Origin of the sequence: Streptococcus mitis, from assembly GCF_946188585.1 — a bacterium.
In the GTDB taxonomy this organism is placed as follows: Bacteria; Bacillota; Bacilli; order Lactobacillales; family Streptococcaceae; genus Streptococcus; species Streptococcus mitis_DG.
This window is the reverse complement of record NZ_CAMHVI010000009.1, coordinates 25,214-41,048: the sequence shown is the minus strand read 5'-3', so window position 1 is coordinate 41,048 and position 15,835 is coordinate 25,214. Positions and strand designations below refer to the sequence as shown.

Sequence of the window (15,835 nt, the reverse complement as noted above, 5' to 3'; positions counted from 1 at the left end):
CCAAACTGTTTCGGGTGTTTTCATTACGGCGGAAAGTCTGGGAAAGCATTCGATTTAGTTCTGAAACGATGAATGAGTTGTCTAAATTGTGACGTATAGTTGATGGGATATAACTTGTTTACGTTTTAAAAAGAGCCGTCGGGCTCTCTTTACTTATCTTCAATTTCCTGTGTTTCTTTGATGACAGCTAGTCTAGTCTGGATATCTTTTTCCAAGATCTTAAACTTGTAAGTCAGGTCTTCTTGGTATTCCTTGATGAGTTCTTTTTGCTGGTCGATGATTTGCAGGCTGTTTTGGATAATATCCATATCGTCCTTGATAGCTTGAACGCGGTCAGTGGTATTAAAGACTTCATCTGTGATAGCTTGGCGATTTTTTGTGACCAGATAACTTCCGGCTGCGGCTCCTGCAAATAGCAGTAGGTTGGATAATTTCATGGCAACTCCTTAGGCGTTTTTGATAGTTTCAGCTACTTGAGCAAGTTTGTCAAAATCAGGTTCGTGGGCGATAAAGTCAATCTTGAGGTCATCGTTCGCACTGTAGCGAGGTACGAGGTGAACGTGGGTATGAAAGACTGTTTGACCAGCGACTTCTTCACAGTTGGCAATGATATTCATGCCAGTAGCCTTGGTAGCTTTCATGACTTTTTGAGCCACTGTTGGCACTTGGGCAAAGAGTTGGCTGGCGCTAGTAGCGTCCATTTCTAAAAGATTGCGATAGTGTTCTTTTGGCACGACCAAGGTGTGACCTGGCGTCACTTGAGAGATGTCAAGGAAGGCAAGAACCTGCTCATCTTCGTATACTTTTGAAGCAGGAATTTCCCCTGCGATGATTTTACAAAAAATGCAATCTGACATAAAATCTACCTCTACTGTATTGAATTTTGATATAATATAGCTACATTATACCAGATTTGGAGAAAATATGTTAGAAATTAAAAACCTGACAGGTGGCTATGTCCATGTCCCTGTTTTGAAAGATGTGTCTTTTACCGTTGAAAGTGGGCAGTTGGTCGGTTTGATTGGTCTCAATGGTGCTGGTAAATCGACGACGATCAATGAGATTATCGGTCTGTTGACACCTTATAGTGGCTCCATCAATATCAATGGTCTGACTTTGCAAGAAGATGCGACTAGCTACCGCAAGCAGATTGGCTACATTCCTGAGACACCTAGCCTGTATGAGGAATTGACCCTCAGAGAGCATATCGAGACGGTTGCTATGGCTTATGGTATTGAGCAGAAAGTGGCTTTTGAGCGAGTAGAACCTTTGTTAAAAATGTTCCGTCTGGATCAAAAATTGGATTGGTTTCCAGTTCATTTCTCTAAAGGGATGAAGCAGAAGGTCATGATTATCTGTGCTTTTGTGGTGGATCCGAGTCTTTTCATCGTGGATGAGCCTTTCCTTGGTCTTGATCCGCTGGCTATTGCAGACTTGATTCAGCTTTTGGAAGTTGAAAAGCAAAAGGGCAAGTCCATTCTCATGAGTACTCACGTGCTGGATTCGGCGGAGAAGATGTGTGATGCCTTTGTCATTCTCCACAAGGGAGAGGTGCGTGCTAAGGGAAATCTCTTGCAACTGCGCGAAGCCTTTAATATGCCTGAAGCTAGTTTGAATGATATTTACTTGGCTCTGACCAAAGAGGAGGGGCTATGAAAGACTTGTTTTTAAAGAGAAAGCAGGCTTTTCGTAAGGAGTGTCTTGGTTATCTGCGCTATGTTCTCAATGACCACTTTGTCTTGTTCCTGCTTGTCCTGCTGGGCTTTCTAGCCTACCAGTATAGTCAACTTTTACAACATTTTCCTGAAAATCATTGGCCTATCCTTTTGTTTGTTGGAATTACTTCTATTTTACTTTTGTTTTGGGGAGGAATTGCCACCTATGTGGAGGCTCCAGACAAGCTCTTTCTCTTAGTTGGAGAAGAAGAAATCAAGCTACATCTTAAGTGTCAGACTGGCATTTCCCTAGTCTTTTGGCTCTTTGTCCAGACCCTTTTCTTGCTTTTATTTGCGCCTTTATTTTTAGCCATGGGTTATGGCTTGCCAGTTTTTCTGGTCTATGTGCTTTTATTGGGGGTAGGGAAATATTTCCTCTTTCGTCAAAAGGCCAGCAAGTTTTTCACTGAAACTGGACTGGACTGGGATCATGTCATTTCTCAAGAAAGCAAGCGTAAGCAAGTCTTGCTTCGTTTCTTTGCCCTCTTTACCCAGGTCAAGGGAATTTCAAACAGCGTCAAGCGTCGTGCCTATCTGGACTTTATCCTAAAGACTGTTCAGAAGGTGCCTGGAAAGATTTGGCAAAATCTCTATCTGCGTTCTTATTTGCGAAATGGAGACCTCTTTGCGCTCAGTCTTCGTCTGCTCCTACTTTCCTTGCTGGCGCAGGTCTTTATCGAGCAAGCTTGGATTGCGACAGCGGTGGTGGTTCTCTTTAACTACCTCTTGCTCTTCCAGTTGCTGGCCCTCTATCACGCCTTTGACTACCAGTATTTGACCCAACTCTTTCCACTGGACAAGGGGCAAAAGGAAAAAGGCTTGCAGGCGGTAGTCCGAGGCTTGACCAGTTTGGTCTTAGTGGTGGAATTAGTCGTCGGCCTTGTGACCTTCCAAGAAAAACTGGCCCTTCTAGCCTTGCTGGGTGCAGGTTTGGTTTTACAAGTTTTGTATTTGCCTTATCAGGTAAAACGTCAGATGCAGGACTAAAATGTACTTATATGACACTAAAAAAGAAGTTGAGTTTAATTTAGCTCAGCTTCTTTTATTTTCTACAAGATAATGGTTGGACCGTAGAGACTTAATTTGGTCTTGACTTGGTCAAAGTGGAAACGGTCATAGGCCCGCCAAGCAGCGCGAGTTGGAGCATCTGGATTGAGAGCGCTGAGTCCCATGAGAAGACTGGAAGTCTGGTAAAATTTTTCCAGTTCAATCAAGACTCGATTATCCACTGTTTCAGTCTTGGCTAGAAAGCCAAGAATAGAATTTAATTGCTCCTGAAAGCGGACGTCGTCAGCTGTTGCCTGTTTGCATGCTTGGTAGGCTTTGTTTAAGTCCGTAATCAAAGTCTGAGCTCTTTTGATGGGGTTTGTGTCTGTCATGAGAATTCCTCCTTTAATCTGGGTGCTAGTTTTGATTCTAGCAATTGTGTTTTGGTACTGTTAGTCTATCACTTTTATCTCCTTTTTCGCCTTCAAATCTTTAATTGTTCTTGAAATTTCCTGAATGGTACTGTTAAGATTTTATGATAAAATAGTGATAAGATTATCATGCTTATTTGAGGAAGAAGACACCTTTCAGGAGCTTTGAAGGCCTGTTTAAGATTTGGTGGACTTGTGTCAGAGTATTTTTGCTATTCTCTTTTTAGGAAGAAATTGAAACAAGGAGAGTAAGAAGATGAGAATATTTGTTTTAGAAGATGATTTTTCCCAACAGACTAGAATTGAAACGACCATTAAGAAACTTTTGAAAGAACATCAGATCATTCCCAGCTCTTTTGAGGTATTTGGCAAGCCAGACCAACTGCTGGCAGAGGTGCATGAGAAAGGGGCGCATCAGCTATTCTTTTTGGATATTGAGATTCGAAATGAAGAGATGAAGGGGCTGGAAGTGGCTAGAAAGATTCGAGATCGGGATCCGTATGCTCTCATCGTCTTTGTGACAACTCACTCGGAGTTTATGCCCCTGTCCTTTCGCTACCAAGTGTCTGCTTTGGACTACATTGATAAGGCCCTTTCGGCAGAGGAGTTTGAATCTCGTATCGAGACAGCCCTCCTCTATGCCAATAGTCAAGACAGTAAAAGTCTGGCGGAAGATTGCTTTTACTTTAAATCAAAATTTGCCCAATTCCAGTATCCTTTTAAAGAGGTTTATTATCTTGAAACATCGCCCAGAGCCCATCGTGTTATTCTCTATACTAAGATGGATAGGCTGGAATTTACAGCGAGTTTAGAGGAGGTTTTTAAGCAGGAGCCCCGTCTCTTGCAATGCCACCGCTCTTTTCTCATCAATCCTGCCAATGCGGTTCGTTTGGATAAGAAAGAAAAACTTCTTTACTTTCCCAATGGTGGAAGCTGTCTGATCGCGCGTTATAAGGTCAGGGAAGTGTCTGAAGCTATCAATAACTTACATTGAGCTAGGAGAATTTATGTATATTTTTTGGATGATATTGTATTCACTAGTTATTAGCGGGCTAGAAATTATCATGTTCTTTAAGGTAGATGGAATTAGTCTCACTTTCGATAGAATTTTTAAGGCCTTTCTTCTAAAATTTCTTCTAGCAGCAATTGTTACAACTTTTAAATTTTTAGTCTTGACTGACTATCTGTCATACTTTATAGAACCCTTGTTCGGCATCAGCTTATCTCTCTTATTGTTAAGAGGGCTTCCTAAAAAACTCCTTTTCTTTTATGGTCTCTTTCCAATTGTATTGATGGATATCTTTTACAGAAGTGTTTCCTATTTTGTGTTTCCATTTTGGGGGCAAGGGATTGTAGATGTAGATGGAAATCCTCTCTTTTTGTTGATTATGCTATTCGTTTGCTTCATAGTATTAGTCTTTTTGAAATGGTTGGACTATGATTTTACTAGATTGAGAAAGGAGTTTCTCGATAAAGGTTTTCAACAGTCCCTGACTAAGATTAACTGGATAATGGGGGCTTACTTTCTAGTCATGGAAAATCTGTCTTACTTTGAATATGCATACGATATCCAATCAAAGACTGTTCGCCATCTTATCCTAGTTTTTTACCTCCTCTTTTTTATGGGGATTGTCAAGAAATTGGATACCTATTTGAAGGACAAACTCCATGAGAGATTGGACCAAGAGCAGGCCTTGCGCTACAGAGATATGGAACGTTATAGTCGGCATATAGAGGAACTTTACAAGGAAGTCCGGAGCTTTCGCCATGACTACACTAACCTCTTAACCAGCTTACGTCTGGGCATTGAGGAAGAGGATATGGAGCAGATAAAAGAGGTCTACGACTCCGTCTTAAAGGATTCCAGTCAAAAATTGCAGGACAATAAATATGACCTGGGCAGATTGGTGAATATTCGAGACCGTGCCCTCAAAAGTCTTCTAGCAGGAAAATTTCTAAAAGCCAGAGATAAGAAGATTATCTTTAATGTCGAAGTTCCAGAGGAGATTCAGGTAGAGGGGATGAGCTTGCTTGATTTTCTAACCATTGTGTCTATCCTTTGTGACAATGCTATTGAAGCCAGTGCAGAGGCCAGTCAACCCCATGTTTCGATCGCCTTTTTAAAAAATGGAGAACAGGAGACCTTTATCATTGAAAACTCCATCAAAGAAGAGAGCATCGATATTTCTGAAATCTTCTCCTTTGGAACCAGTTCTAAAGGAGAGGAGAGAGGAGTTGGTCTCTATACCGTTATGAAGATTGTCGAAAGTCATCCTAATACCAGTCTAAATACCACCTGCCAAAATCAAGTCTTTCGTCAGGTTTTAACGGTTCACTTGCTGTCAGTTGCTAATTAGGAAATTTGTGAAAAAATTGGCAGAAGTTAACAGATAAAGTTTGTCTTTATCGAGCCTGACTTTTGCTATAGTATATGAGGTGTTCTATATGAATAAGAAATCCTTTTTTATCATCTGTTCTACGTTGATTATAGCATCGAATCTTCTTATGATTTCCGTGGTGAACAAGGGAGAAGAAACAGGGAGCAATCTGTTTGTGATTGCTATAGCCTGTGTTTTACTACCAGCCTTTTTATATGCGGTTGAAAACAGCCTTACTTCAATGGTAAGAGTAGAATCAATACTCCTGATTCAGTTGACAGTTATATCCCTACTCCGTCTTATCAACAGAATAGGGAGTACGCCTGAAATCCTCAACATTATCATTACCCTTATCGCTTTGGCAAGTGGGACAGCTGCTATCCTTGTTGCGATTATGAGAATATATGAGAACATACGGAAGTGAGGGTGAGTAGTTTTCTATTTTGTATTTTCACATTGTCAAGTTCCCCAGGGCAAGTATGTTTTTCATGCTTGCTTTTTAAATTTTTACAATTCAAGATGTTTTGATGACCATTTATGATTTGAGTGATCCAAGAATAAAACGAGTGCTATACTAGCAGTGTAAAGGTTTTAGCTCAACAAAGATTCAGGAGGAAATCTTATGAAGAACAAAATACTTGTCATTTTCATCTTGTATCTGATTATGTCCATATTTCTATATCCGCTTAGGGATAGTGCTTGGTATCATCTATTCTATACCATAGCCTATGTGATTGCAGTGATGATTTATTTGGCTATCATGAAAAAGAAAGGAGAAAAGAAATGAAAACTTTTCTTGCTAAAAAACGGAACATCTTCCTTGCGAGATTGTTCCTAGGTCAGTTGCCCTTACTTGTCTCCACTTATCTATTTCTATCTCGTCAGTTTTTAAATTTTTCCTTGGTTTTCCAATTTCTCTTAGTGGTTATTAACTTGGCCTCTATTTTGGTTACGGTTTACCTCACTAGGGAAATGAGGATAAGAGAGTTTGAAGATGATGATTTGGTTAGTCCTAGAACCAATCAACTCATGTATATCGGCTTGACAGGCTTTATGTCTATTATTTGTTTGTATAGAGGCATCACAGCAGGAGAATCCTATCAACAACTAATCGCCTATATTGGTGCCATTCTCTGCTTGCTTATCATGCTTTTACTCATTTGGGGTTTGAAGTATTATAAAAAGTAGTTTGCCTTCCTCTTCTGGATTAGAAGCTTCTATTAAAACGTTCGTGAAATAAATGAATGGAGGTATTTAATATGAAATACAGATTATTTCTTGTTATTTTCGTTAGTAGTATGTTGAATATTCTTTTAGGGACATTTTTACAAATCTCTAATGTGTCGATTGGGTGGCTTGTTCTCTACAGTGGCTTGTTTGAAGCAGGCGTTTTCATTCTTGCTAATAAAGGGGTGGCGGTAAAAATCAAGGAAGTAGACATTCAAAACCGCCTTAAATTTATTTTTGGAAAAACGGTATGGTTTCAAATTCTTTTGCTCATCTTTTTGATGGTCAAACTTTATCTTGGTTTGGATGTGAGGTTGATTTTATTCTATGGACATATTTTCATTGTCTTTAATGCTTTAATATATCTATTGTCTAGTAGTCAGGTTAGCCTTAAAAAGAACAAACTGTCTTCTTAATCTTACAGCAGTAGAGCCTGACAAGGCGAGCCATCCAGTCTTGTAGATAGTGGGGAGGGTTTCTATGAAAAAACACCCTATTCTTTTTAAAACAAGTGCCATTCTTTCTTATTTGTTTCTGTTTTTCGGACTGTCTTGGACGACCCAATTTTGGAGAAATTATTGGGAGTTCTCGTCTTGGGTAGGAAATCTTATCTGGATTCGAAACATCATCAGCCTTCTCTTTATCGGCCTGATGATTTGGATTTTGGTTAGGTCGGGTCATGCTTATCTCTTTCGTATTCCTAGGAAAAAGTGGTTGAGCTATTCTGTTCTGACGGTATTAGCAGCCATTGTGCTTATCTGCTTTAACTATCTGACAGCTAAACACGTTCAGGGGACCAATGAAGGTTGGAATTTGTTTATTGCCTATAGTGAGACAAATTTTGCGGAGTTTGGTGTTTACTTAACCTTAATCGTACTAGGACCTCTGATGGAAGAATTGGTATGTAGGGGGCTGCTTCAACATGCCTTCTTTAAGAATTCGAGGTGGGGACTGGATCTTCTCTTTCCGTCATTCTTATTTGCCTTGCCCCACTTTTCTAGCTTGCCAAGTCTCGCGGATATTTTTGTCTATACGGCAGTGGGCTGTCTATATGCCTGGCTGACACGTTATACGAAGAGTATCTATCCTTCTTATTCGATTCATATTGTTAATAATATCATCGCAAACTTACCATTTTTGCTCACTTTTCTACATAGGGTCTTGGGGTAAAAAACCAAAAGACTTGCTTTTCATCCATAGAGGAGGTCATCATGTATAAACACTTATTTTTCCTAGATTCAAAAACCTTAGACTGGTTGACACCCTATATTTTAGACTTGGCTTCTGACACCATTGCCTTCAATGTTTTTGTGCTAACCTTTGTATCTGTTGTGGTCTTTTATTTCCTAAATCCCATGCTATCTTTAATGGCTATCTTCTTAGGAGCTGGCTATGTTGTCGGATTTTGGCTACTAAAATGGTTTGTTTTGGAAAGATTAGAGCACAAGGATGACTTGTAGGGAAGTTTGTTTGTTGAGGAGGACAGCTTTATGGCCATTTTCAATAAGTGCCATGCCTTATTTTTGGGATTTTTAGTATTTGCAATCATTGGTACAGCGGGATATTCCGTCAATCAAGGGGATTATTTTCAACACCAGTACTCATTCATTATGATAAAGAGTCTCTTGCTTTTCCTTAGTTTTGGCTATGCGAAATGGTTTGATATGATTTCTTTGGAGATTTTAAGCAGGAAACAACTCTTGCTGTTCATTGGAATTTTTCTTCTCACTGTGCTGGTAAGTATTAGCTATCATTCCTTTTTCTCAGTTATTTCTGGTGCTTCGGCTCAACACCTTGAGGAAGCTAGTAAAGGACTTTCGCTTTCCTTTATTGTTAGTGCTACAGTTTTGGCACCTATCCAGGAGGAACTCCTATTTAGAGGACTTCTTCAAGGTGCTGTTTTTGACAATTCGTGGCTAGGGCTTGTGCTGACATCCTCTCTCTTTTCTTTCCTGCATGAACCTTATGATGTCCCTTCCTTTTTCTATTATCTTTTCGGGGGCTTGTTGCTGGGCTTTGCTTATAAAAAGAGCCAAAACCTATGGGTTTCTACTCTGGTCCACATGTTTTACAACAGTTTGCCACTCTTATATTATTTATAAAAATCATGAAAGGTAAGCAGAAGATAGTGCTTGCCTTTTCTTTCTATAGGGATATCCCAAATCAATCCAGAGGCTTTTCTTTGAGAATCAGGTGTGGAGCGGTTGACGAATAGACCAAAAACTAGTAGAATAGTAAGGAAACTTTATACGGAGGAAAGAAATGGATTTGGGTGATAATGAGCTAACACTGACTCCCATACCTGGGAAAAGTGGCAAGGCTTATATGGGTAGCTATCCTGATGGGAAGCGCATCTTTGTAAAAATGAACACCTCTCCAATCCTACCTGGTCTAGCTAGAGAACAAATTGCTCCACAATTATTATGGAGTCGCCGTTTGGCAGATGGGCGTGATATGTGTGCTCAAGAATGGTTGACAGGCAAGATATTGACCCCCTACGATATGAATCGTAAGCAAATCGTCAATATTTTAACCCGTCTACATCGCTCACGTCCTTTGATGACACAGTTGAGTCGGTTGGGCTATGCCATGGAAACACCTGTAGATTTACTACAGTCTTGGCAAGAAACAGCTCCAGATGCTTTGCGTAAAAATCATTTTATCAGTGAAGTGATGGCTGATTTACGTCAGACTATTCCAGGGTTTAGAGAGGACCATGCGACCATTGTCCATGGAGATGTACGACATAGTAATTGGATTGAGACAGACAGTGGCTTGATTTATTTGGTGGATTGGGATTCGGTTCGCTTGACCGACCGCATGTTTGACGTGGCTCACATGCTCTGCCATTATATTCCAGAACATCAGTGGAAGGAATGGTTGACCTACTACGGTTACAAGTACAATCAAACGGTATTAAATAAATTGTATTGGTACGGTCAATTGTCTTATTTGAGCCAGATTTCCAAGTATTATATGAACCAAGATTTAGAAAATGTCAATCGGGAGATTCATGGCTTACGTCACTTCCGAGACAAGTATGGAAAGAGAAGATGAGAGTTAGAAATCGTAAAGGGGCGACAGAATTACTAGAGGCAAATCCCCAGTATGTGGTCCTCAATCCCTTAGAAGCCAAGGGGAAATGGCGGGACTTATTTGGAAATGATAATCCCATTCATGTGGAAGTTGGGAGTGGAAAGGGTGCCTTTGTTTCAGGTATGGCTAAACAAAACCCTGACATTAACTATATCGGGATTGATATTCAAAAGTCAGTTTTGAGTTACGCCTTAGACAAGGTCCTTGAAGTTGGAGTGCCTAACATCAAGCTCTTGTGGGTGGATGGTTCTGATTTGACGGACTATTTTGAAGATGGTGAGATTGATCGCTTGTATCTGAATTTTTCAGATCCATGGCCTAAAAAACGCCATGAAAAGCGTCGTTTGACCTACAAGACTTTTTTGGATACCTTCAAACGTATCTTGCCTGAAAATGGAGAAATTCATTTTAAGACGGATAACCGTGGCTTGTTTGAGTATAGCCTAGTGAGCTTTTCTCAGTATGGCATGAAACTCAATGGTATCTGGCTTGATTTACATGCCAGTGATTTTGAAGGCAATGTCATGACAGAATATGAGCAAAAATTCTCCAACAAGGGGCAAGTTATCTACCGAGTTGAGGCAGAATTTTAAGAAATAGCCTGAAATTAGGCTGTATAAGTGCTTTTGCTTTACATAAGTTGGCAAACGTGCTATACTATATAGCAAGAATATGAGAAAGTGAGGCGGGGAAATATCTTCGCCTCTTACTTATGAGGAGGTGGACGCAATCGCAACAATCGTAGAATTAGTCAGAGAAGTTGTAGAACCTGTCATAGAAGCACCTTTCGAACTCGTGGATATCGAGTATGGAAAGATTGGCAGTGACATGATTCTCAGTATTTTTGTAGATAAACCTGAAGGAATTACCTTGAACGACACGGCAGACTTGACAGAAATTATCAGTCCTGTCCTAGATACCATCAAGCCTGATCCCTTCCCAGAACAATATTTCCTAGAAATCACCAGTCCAGGCTTGGAACGTCCTTTGAAAACCAAGGATGCTGTCGCTGGAGCAGTTGGGAAATACATCCATGTCGGGCTCTACCAAGCCATCGATAAGCAAAAGGTCTTTGAAGGAACCTTGTTGGCCTTTGAAGAGGACGAGTTGACCATGGAATATATGGACAAGACACGTAAGAAAACCGTCCAAATTCCATACAGTTTAGTATCAAAAGCACGTTTAGCAGTTAAATTATAGAAAAAGAAAGGATAGCTTTTGAGGATTCAAAAGTGAAGAAAACATGAGTAAAGAAATGCTAGAGGCCTTCCGCATTTTGGAAGAAGACAAGGGAATCAAAAAAGAAGATATCATCGACGCAGTAGTAGAGTCGCTTCGTTCCGCTTATCGCAGACGCTATGGTCAATCTGACAGCGTAGCTATTGACTTCAACGAAAAAACAGGTGACTTTACAGTTTATACTGTTCGTGAAGTTGTTGATGAAGTATTTGATAGCCGTTTGGAAATCAGCTTGAAAGATGCTCTTGCCATTAATTCAGCCTATGAACTTGGTGACAAGATCAAGTTTGAAGAAGCACCTGCTGAGTTTGGTCGTGTAGCAGCCCAATCTGCCAAACAAACCATCATGGAAAAAATGCGCAAGCAAACACGTGCCATCACTTATAATACTTATAAAGAACATGAGCAAGAAATCATGTCTGGTACAGTAGAGCGTTTTGACAACCGTTTCATCTATGTCAACCTTGGCAGCATTGAAGCCCAATTGTCAAAACAAGACCAAATCCCTGGAGAAGTCTTTGCTTCCCACGACCGTATTGAGGTTTACGTTTATAAAGTTGAAGACAATCCTCGTGGTGTCAACGTCTTTGTTAGCCGTAGCCATCCAGAAATGATCAAACGCTTGATGGAGCAAGAAATTCCAGAAGTTTATGACGGAACTGTTGAAATCATGAGCGTGGCTCGTGAAGCTGGTGACCGTACGAAGGTTGCCGTTCGTAGCCACAATCCAAACGTGGATGCTATCGGTACAATCGTTGGACGTGGTGGTGCTAATATCAAGAAGATTACTAGCAAATTCCACCCAGCTCGCTATGATGCCAAGAGCGACCGTATGGTGCCAATCGAAGAAAATATCGACGTTATCGAGTGGGTAGCAGATCCAGCTGAATTTATTTACAATGCCATTGCTCCTGCTGAAGTTGACCAAGTTATCTTTGACGAAAACGACAGCAAACGTGCCTTGGTGGTTGTTCCTGATAACAAGCTTTCTCTTGCCATTGGTCGTCGTGGGCAAAACGTTCGCTTGGCAGCTCACTTGACTGGTTACCGTATCGATATCAAGTCTGCTAGCGAATTTGAAGCCATGGAAGAAGCTGGTTCGGTAGAGTTGGAAGCAGAAAACGATACTGTAGAAGAATAAAAGCTGCTAGAGGAGGGAAAGATGAAAACGAGAAAAATCCCTTTGCGCAAGTCTGTTGTGTCTAACGAAGTGATTGATAAGCGTGATTTGCTCCGCATTGTCAAGAACAAGGAAGGACAAGTCTTTATCGATCCGACAGGCAAGGCCAATGGCCGCGGCGCTTATATCAAGCTAGACAATGCAGAAGCCCTAGAGGCGAAAAAGAAGAAGGTCTTTAACCGCAGCTTTAATATGGAAGTTGAAGAAAGCTTTTATGACGAGTTGATCGCTTATGTGGATCACAAAGTGAAAAGAAGAGAGTTAGGACTTGAATAAGCAAAAGATAAGCAATCTCTTGGGACTCGCTCAGCGAGCAGGCCGAATCATATCGGGTGAAGAATTGGTCGTCAAGGCCATTCAAGACGGCAAGGCCAAGTTGGTCTTTCTAGCCCATGATGCTGGCCCCAATCTGACCAAGAAGATTCAAGATAAAAGTCATTATTATCAAGTAGAAATTGTAACCGTGTTTTCAACACTGGAATTAAGCATAGCAGTCGGGAAATCGAGAAAGGTTTTGGCTGTGACAGATGCTGGATTTACAAAGAAAATGAGGTCTCTTATGGAATAGAAGAGGAGGACATGATTTGTCTAAGAAAAGATTGTACGAAATCGCAAAAGAACTTGGAAAAGAAAGTAAAGAAGTTGTAGCGCGTGCAAAAGAGTTGGGCTTGGATGTGAAAAGCCACTCATCAAGTGTGGAAGAAGCTGTCGCTGCAAAAATCGCTGCAAGCTTTAAGCCTGCTGCTCCGAAAGCAGAAGCAAAACCTGCAGCACCAAAAGTAAGTGCAGAAAAGAAAGCCGAAAAATCTGAGCCAGCTAAACCAGCTGTAGCAAAGGAAGAGGTAAAACCTGCTGAGCCAGTCGCTCCTAAAACAGAAAAAGTAGCAGCTAAACCGCAAAGCCGTAATTTCAAGGCTGAGCGTGAAGCCCGTGCCAAAGAGCAGGCAGAGCGACGTAAGCAAAATAAGGGCAATAACCGTGACCAACAACAAAACGGCAACCGTCAGAAAAACGACGGCCGCAATGGTGGAAAACAAGGTCAAGGCAACCGCGACAATCGCCGTTTTAATGATCAAGCTAAGAAACAGCAAGGTCAGCAAAATCGTGGGAATGAGCGCCGTCAACAAGAGGACAAGCGTCCAAATCAAGCGGCTCCACGCATTGACTTTAAAGCTCGTGCAGCAGCATTGAAAGCAGAGCAAAACGCAGAGTACGCTCGTTCAAGCGAGGAACGCTTCAAGCAGTATCAAGCTGCTAAAGAAGCCTTGGCTCAAGCCAACAAACGCAAGGAGCCAGAGGAAATCTTTGAAGAAGCTGCTAAGTTAGCTGAACAAGCACAACAAGCACAGCAAGTTCAAGCAGTGGTTGAAGTCGTCCCTGAGAAAAAAGAAGCTGCAGTGGATACACGTCGTAAAAAACAAGCTCGACCAGACAAAAATCGTGACGATTATGATCACGAAGAAGATGGTCCTAGAAAACAACAAAAGAATCGAAGTAGTCAAAATCAAGTGAGAAATCAAAAGAATAGTAATTGGAATAACAACAAGAAGAACAAAAAAGGCAATAACAAGAACAACCGCAATCAGGCTCCAAAACCTGTTACAGAGCGTAAATTCCATGAATTGCCAACAGAATTTGAATATACAGATGGTATGACCGTTGCGGAAATCGCAAAACGTATCAAACGTGAACCAGCTGAAATCGTTAAGAAACTCTTTATGATGGGTGTCATGGCCACACAAAACCAATCCTTGGATGGGGAAACAATTGAACTCCTCATGGTGGATTATGGTATCGAAGCCAAACAAAAGGTTGAAGTGGATAATGCCGATATCGAACGTTTCTTTGTCGAAGATGGTTATCTCAATGAAGATGAGTTGGTTGAGCGTCCACCAGTTGTAACCATCATGGGACACGTTGACCATGGTAAAACAACCCTCTTGGATACTCTTCGTAACTCTCGTGTTGCGACAGGTGAAGCAGGTGGTATCACTCAGCATATCGGTGCCTACCAAATTGTGGAAAATGGCAAGAAGATCACCTTCCTTGATACACCAGGACACGCAGCCTTTACCTCTATGCGTGCGCGTGGTGCTTCTGTTACCGATATTACCATCCTGGTCGTAGCGGCAGATGACGGGGTTATGCCACAGACTATCGAAGCCATCAACCACTCAAAAGCGGCCAACGTTCCAATCATCGTAGCCATCAACAAGATTGATAAACCAGGTGCTAACCCAGAACGCGTTATCGGTGAATTGGCAGAGCATGGAGTTATGTCAACTGCTTGGGGTGGAGATTCTGAATTTGTTGAAATCTCGGCTAAATTCAATCAAAACATTGAAGAATTGTTGGAAACAGTCCTTCTTGTGGCTGAAATCCAAGAACTCAAGGCAGATCCAACAGTTCGTGCGATTGGTACAGTTATCGAAGCTCGCTTGGATAAAGGAAAAGGTGCGGTCGCAACACTTCTTGTTCAACAAGGTACCTTGAATGTTCAAGACCCAATCGTTGTCGGAAATACCTTCGGTCGTGTCCGTGCTATGACCAACGACCTTGGTCGTCGTGTTAAAGTTGCTGGACCATCAACACCAGTTTCAATCACAGGTTTGAACGAAGCGCCAATGGCGGGTGACCACTTTGCCGTTTACGAGGATGAAAAATCTGCGCGTGCAGCCGGTGAAGAGCGTGCCAAACGTGCCCTCATGAAACAACGTCAAGCTACCCAACGTGTCAGCCTTGAAAACCTCTTTGATACGCTTAAAGCTGGTGAACTCAAATCAGTTAACGTTATCATCAAGGCCGACGTACAAGGTTCTGTTGAGGCCCTTTCTGCCTCACTTCAAAAGATCGACGTAGAAGGTGTCAAAGTTACTATCGTCCACTCAGCAGTCGGTGCCATCAACGAATCTGACGTGACCCTTGCGGAAGCTTCAAATGCCTTTATCGTTGGTTTCAACGTACGCCCTACACCACAAGCGCGTCAACAAGCCGAAGCTGACGATGTAGAAATCCGTCTCCATAGCATTATCTACAAGGTTATCGAAGAGATGGAAGAAGCTATGAAAGGGATGCTTGACCCAGAATTCGAAGAAAAAGTTATCGGTGAAGCAGTTATCCGTGAAACCTTCAAGGTGTCTAAAGTGGGAACTATCGGTGGATTCATGGTTATCAACGGTAAAGTTACCCGTGACTCTAAAGTCCGTGTTATCCGTGACGGTGTCGTTATCTATGATGGCGAACTCGCAAGCTTGAAACACTACAAAGACGATGTGAAAGAAGTTACAAACGGTCGTGAAGGTGGATTGATGATTGATGGCTACAATGATATCAAGATGGATGATGTGATTGAGGCGTATGTCATGGAAGAAATCAAGAGATAAGATTTTTTGCTCCTTTCTTAGGTGGTGAGAGACGCAAGCAAACCGATGGTTTCATTGCTTATTTTTGAGCCTAGTGTCTCAAAAATCCCCTGTGATGGGACTGATAAATCAGTTCCATCACTTTCACCACAGCGAAAGAAGCGGATGATTTCAAATTGAACTTCGTTTCAATTTGAAATGAAAATCAATAAGTTTAAAA

General features: G+C 41.4%; 21 protein-coding genes. 18 read left to right on the top strand and 3 right to left on the bottom strand.

From position 1 onward, the window contains the following. Nucleotides 1-149 precede the first annotated feature (149 nt). Both N8M66_RS08765 and N8M66_RS08760 read right to left on the bottom strand, forming a co-directional pair. A complete protein-coding gene (locus tag N8M66_RS08765) occupies nucleotides 150-437 on the bottom strand; it encodes a hypothetical protein (RefSeq protein WP_261047036.1) in 288 nt (95 codons plus the stop codon). Between the two features lie 9 nt (nucleotides 438-446). After that, complete coding sequence (locus tag N8M66_RS08760; RefSeq protein ID WP_261047033.1) at nucleotides 447-857, bottom strand: HIT family protein; 411 nt, start codon at nucleotides 855-857, stop codon at nucleotides 447-449. Nucleotides 858-924: 67 nt separating this feature from the next. Between N8M66_RS08760 and N8M66_RS08755 the strand changes: the two genes are divergently transcribed. Both N8M66_RS08755 and N8M66_RS08750 read left to right on the top strand, forming a co-directional pair. Beyond that, nucleotides 925-1,656, top strand: a complete 732-nt coding sequence (locus N8M66_RS08755) for an ABC transporter ATP-binding protein (RefSeq protein ID WP_261047030.1) — start codon at nucleotides 925-927, stop codon at nucleotides 1,654-1,656. Next, on the top strand, nucleotides 1,653-2,702 hold the full coding sequence (locus tag N8M66_RS08750; RefSeq protein ID WP_261047028.1) for an ABC transporter permease: 1,050 nt from the start codon (nucleotides 1,653-1,655) through the stop codon (nucleotides 2,700-2,702). Before N8M66_RS08755 ends, N8M66_RS08750 begins: the two co-directional genes overlap by 4 nt. Before the next feature lie 62 nt (nucleotides 2,703-2,764). Here N8M66_RS08750 and N8M66_RS08745 read toward each other — a convergent pair whose 3' ends face one another. Then, complete coding sequence (locus tag N8M66_RS08745) at nucleotides 2,765-3,094, bottom strand: helicase BlpT (protein WP_261047025.1); 330 nt, start codon at nucleotides 3,092-3,094, stop codon at nucleotides 2,765-2,767. Between the two features lie 295 nt (nucleotides 3,095-3,389). On the opposite strand from N8M66_RS08745, the gene N8M66_RS08740 reads away from it, so the two are divergent. The 16 genes from N8M66_RS08740 to infB all read left to right on the top strand — a co-directional run bounded on the left by N8M66_RS08740 (nucleotide 3,390) and on the right by infB (nucleotide 15,636). Next, entirely contained in the window at nucleotides 3,390-4,127 is a 738-nt protein-coding gene (locus N8M66_RS08740; protein WP_261047022.1) for a response regulator transcription factor, read from the top strand. A 13-nt stretch (nucleotides 4,128-4,140) separates the two neighbouring features. Beyond that, the gene (locus tag N8M66_RS08735; protein ID WP_261047018.1) at nucleotides 4,141-5,490 is read left to right on the top strand and encodes a sensor histidine kinase; all 1,350 of its coding nucleotides are present in this window, start codon (nucleotides 4,141-4,143) and stop codon (nucleotides 5,488-5,490) included. A gap of 148 nt (nucleotides 5,491-5,638) precedes the next feature. Continuing rightward, on the top strand, nucleotides 5,639-5,935 hold the full coding sequence (locus tag N8M66_RS08730; protein ID WP_261047015.1) for a hypothetical protein: 297 nt from the start codon (nucleotides 5,639-5,641) through the stop codon (nucleotides 5,933-5,935). A 198-nt stretch (nucleotides 5,936-6,133) separates the two neighbouring features. Continuing rightward, the gene (locus N8M66_RS08725) at nucleotides 6,134-6,298 is read left to right on the top strand and encodes a hypothetical protein (protein WP_261047012.1); all 165 of its coding nucleotides are present in this window, start codon (nucleotides 6,134-6,136) and stop codon (nucleotides 6,296-6,298) included. Next, complete coding sequence (locus N8M66_RS08720) at nucleotides 6,295-6,699, top strand: immunity protein (RefSeq protein ID WP_219967190.1); 405 nt, start codon at nucleotides 6,295-6,297, stop codon at nucleotides 6,697-6,699. The genes N8M66_RS08725 and N8M66_RS08720 overlap by 4 nt, the downstream gene beginning before the upstream one ends. 71 nt (nucleotides 6,700-6,770) lie before the next feature. Then, on the top strand, nucleotides 6,771-7,154 hold the full coding sequence (locus tag N8M66_RS08715; protein WP_261047008.1) for an immunity protein: 384 nt from the start codon (nucleotides 6,771-6,773) through the stop codon (nucleotides 7,152-7,154). 64 nt (nucleotides 7,155-7,218) lie between these two features. Continuing rightward, nucleotides 7,219-7,908, top strand: a complete 690-nt coding sequence (locus N8M66_RS08710; RefSeq protein WP_261047007.1) for a CPBP family intramembrane glutamic endopeptidase — start codon at nucleotides 7,219-7,221, stop codon at nucleotides 7,906-7,908. A 41-nt stretch (nucleotides 7,909-7,949) separates the two neighbouring features. Continuing rightward, the gene (gene blpZ, locus N8M66_RS08705) at nucleotides 7,950-8,198 is read left to right on the top strand and encodes an immunity protein BlpZ (protein WP_261047006.1); all 249 of its coding nucleotides are present in this window, start codon (nucleotides 7,950-7,952) and stop codon (nucleotides 8,196-8,198) included. Nucleotides 8,199-8,228: 30 nt separating this feature from the next. Further along, nucleotides 8,229-8,840: a CPBP family intramembrane glutamic endopeptidase gene (locus N8M66_RS08700; RefSeq protein WP_261047004.1), complete on the top strand. Its 612-nt coding sequence runs from the start codon at nucleotides 8,229-8,231 to the stop codon at nucleotides 8,838-8,840. A 160-nt stretch (nucleotides 8,841-9,000) separates the two neighbouring features. Further along, nucleotides 9,001-9,795: a cell cycle regulator CcrZ gene (gene ccrZ / locus N8M66_RS08695; protein WP_000362999.1), complete on the top strand. Its 795-nt coding sequence runs from the start codon at nucleotides 9,001-9,003 to the stop codon at nucleotides 9,793-9,795. Next, nucleotides 9,792-10,427, top strand: a complete 636-nt coding sequence (trmB, locus tag N8M66_RS08690; protein ID WP_261047001.1) for a tRNA (guanosine(46)-N7)-methyltransferase TrmB — start codon at nucleotides 9,792-9,794, stop codon at nucleotides 10,425-10,427. Before ccrZ ends, trmB begins: the two co-directional genes overlap by 4 nt. 127 nt (nucleotides 10,428-10,554) lie before the next feature. Then, nucleotides 10,555-11,034 (top strand): ribosome maturation factor RimP, encoded by a 480-nt coding sequence (rimP, locus tag N8M66_RS08685; RefSeq protein WP_001808691.1) that lies wholly within the window; start codon nucleotides 10,555-10,557, stop codon nucleotides 11,032-11,034. A gap of 43 nt (nucleotides 11,035-11,077) precedes the next feature. Continuing rightward, on the top strand, nucleotides 11,078-12,214 hold the full coding sequence (gene nusA / locus N8M66_RS08680; RefSeq protein ID WP_049502004.1) for a transcription termination factor NusA: 1,137 nt from the start codon (nucleotides 11,078-11,080) through the stop codon (nucleotides 12,212-12,214). A 21-nt stretch (nucleotides 12,215-12,235) separates the two neighbouring features. Continuing rightward, nucleotides 12,236-12,529 carry an RNase P modulator RnpM gene (gene rnpM / locus N8M66_RS08675; protein ID WP_000857560.1) on the top strand — a complete coding sequence of 98 codons (294 nt, stop codon included), beginning with the start codon at nucleotides 12,236-12,238 and terminating at the stop codon, nucleotides 12,527-12,529. Then, entirely contained in the window at nucleotides 12,522-12,821 is a 300-nt protein-coding gene (locus N8M66_RS08670; protein ID WP_001041390.1) for a YlxQ-related RNA-binding protein, read from the top strand. The genes rnpM and N8M66_RS08670 overlap by 8 nt, the downstream gene beginning before the upstream one ends. A 16-nt stretch (nucleotides 12,822-12,837) precedes the next feature. Then, complete coding sequence (infB, locus tag N8M66_RS08665) at nucleotides 12,838-15,636, top strand: translation initiation factor IF-2 (RefSeq protein ID WP_261046998.1); 2,799 nt, start codon at nucleotides 12,838-12,840, stop codon at nucleotides 15,634-15,636. Nucleotides 15,637-15,835: the final 199 nt, after the last annotated feature.

Excerpts from the sequence above, each read along its gene's own strand:
- N8M66_RS08735 (WP_261047018.1), top strand. The coding sequence starts at position 4,141 with ATGTATATTTTTTGGATGATATTGTATTCACTAGTTATTAGCGGGCTA.
- N8M66_RS08760 (WP_261047033.1), bottom strand. The coding sequence starts at position 857 with ATGTCAGATTGCATTTTTTGTAAAATCATCGCAGGGGAAATTCCTGCT.
- N8M66_RS08725 (WP_261047012.1), top strand. The coding sequence starts at position 6,134 with ATGAAGAACAAAATACTTGTCATTTTCATCTTGTATCTGATTATGTCC.
- N8M66_RS08765 (WP_261047036.1), bottom strand. The coding sequence starts at position 437 with ATGAAATTATCCAACCTACTGCTATTTGCAGGAGCCGCAGCCGGAAGT.
- N8M66_RS08720 (WP_219967190.1), top strand. The coding sequence starts at position 6,295 with ATGAAAACTTTTCTTGCTAAAAAACGGAACATCTTCCTTGCGAGATTG.
- N8M66_RS08700 (WP_261047004.1), top strand. The coding sequence starts at position 8,229 with ATGGCCATTTTCAATAAGTGCCATGCCTTATTTTTGGGATTTTTAGTA.
- trmB (WP_261047001.1), top strand. The coding sequence starts at position 9,792 with ATGAGAGTTAGAAATCGTAAAGGGGCGACAGAATTACTAGAGGCAAAT.
- N8M66_RS08750 (WP_261047028.1), top strand. The coding sequence starts at position 1,653 with ATGAAAGACTTGTTTTTAAAGAGAAAGCAGGCTTTTCGTAAGGAGTGT.
- blpZ (WP_261047006.1), top strand. The coding sequence starts at position 7,950 with ATGTATAAACACTTATTTTTCCTAGATTCAAAAACCTTAGACTGGTTG.
- nusA (WP_049502004.1), top strand. The coding sequence starts at position 11,078 with ATGAGTAAAGAAATGCTAGAGGCCTTCCGCATTTTGGAAGAAGACAAG.
- rnpM (WP_000857560.1), top strand. The coding sequence starts at position 12,236 with ATGAAAACGAGAAAAATCCCTTTGCGCAAGTCTGTTGTGTCTAACGAA.
- N8M66_RS08730 (WP_261047015.1), top strand. The coding sequence starts at position 5,639 with ATGATTTCCGTGGTGAACAAGGGAGAAGAAACAGGGAGCAATCTGTTT.
- N8M66_RS08755 (WP_261047030.1), top strand. The coding sequence starts at position 925 with ATGTTAGAAATTAAAAACCTGACAGGTGGCTATGTCCATGTCCCTGTT.
- ccrZ (WP_000362999.1), top strand. The coding sequence starts at position 9,001 with ATGGATTTGGGTGATAATGAGCTAACACTGACTCCCATACCTGGGAAA.
- N8M66_RS08745 (WP_261047025.1), bottom strand. The coding sequence starts at position 3,094 with ATGACAGACACAAACCCCATCAAAAGAGCTCAGACTTTGATTACGGAC.
- N8M66_RS08740 (WP_261047022.1), top strand. The coding sequence starts at position 3,390 with ATGAGAATATTTGTTTTAGAAGATGATTTTTCCCAACAGACTAGAATT.
- N8M66_RS08715 (WP_261047008.1), top strand. The coding sequence starts at position 6,771 with ATGAAATACAGATTATTTCTTGTTATTTTCGTTAGTAGTATGTTGAAT.
- N8M66_RS08710 (WP_261047007.1), top strand. The coding sequence starts at position 7,219 with ATGAAAAAACACCCTATTCTTTTTAAAACAAGTGCCATTCTTTCTTAT.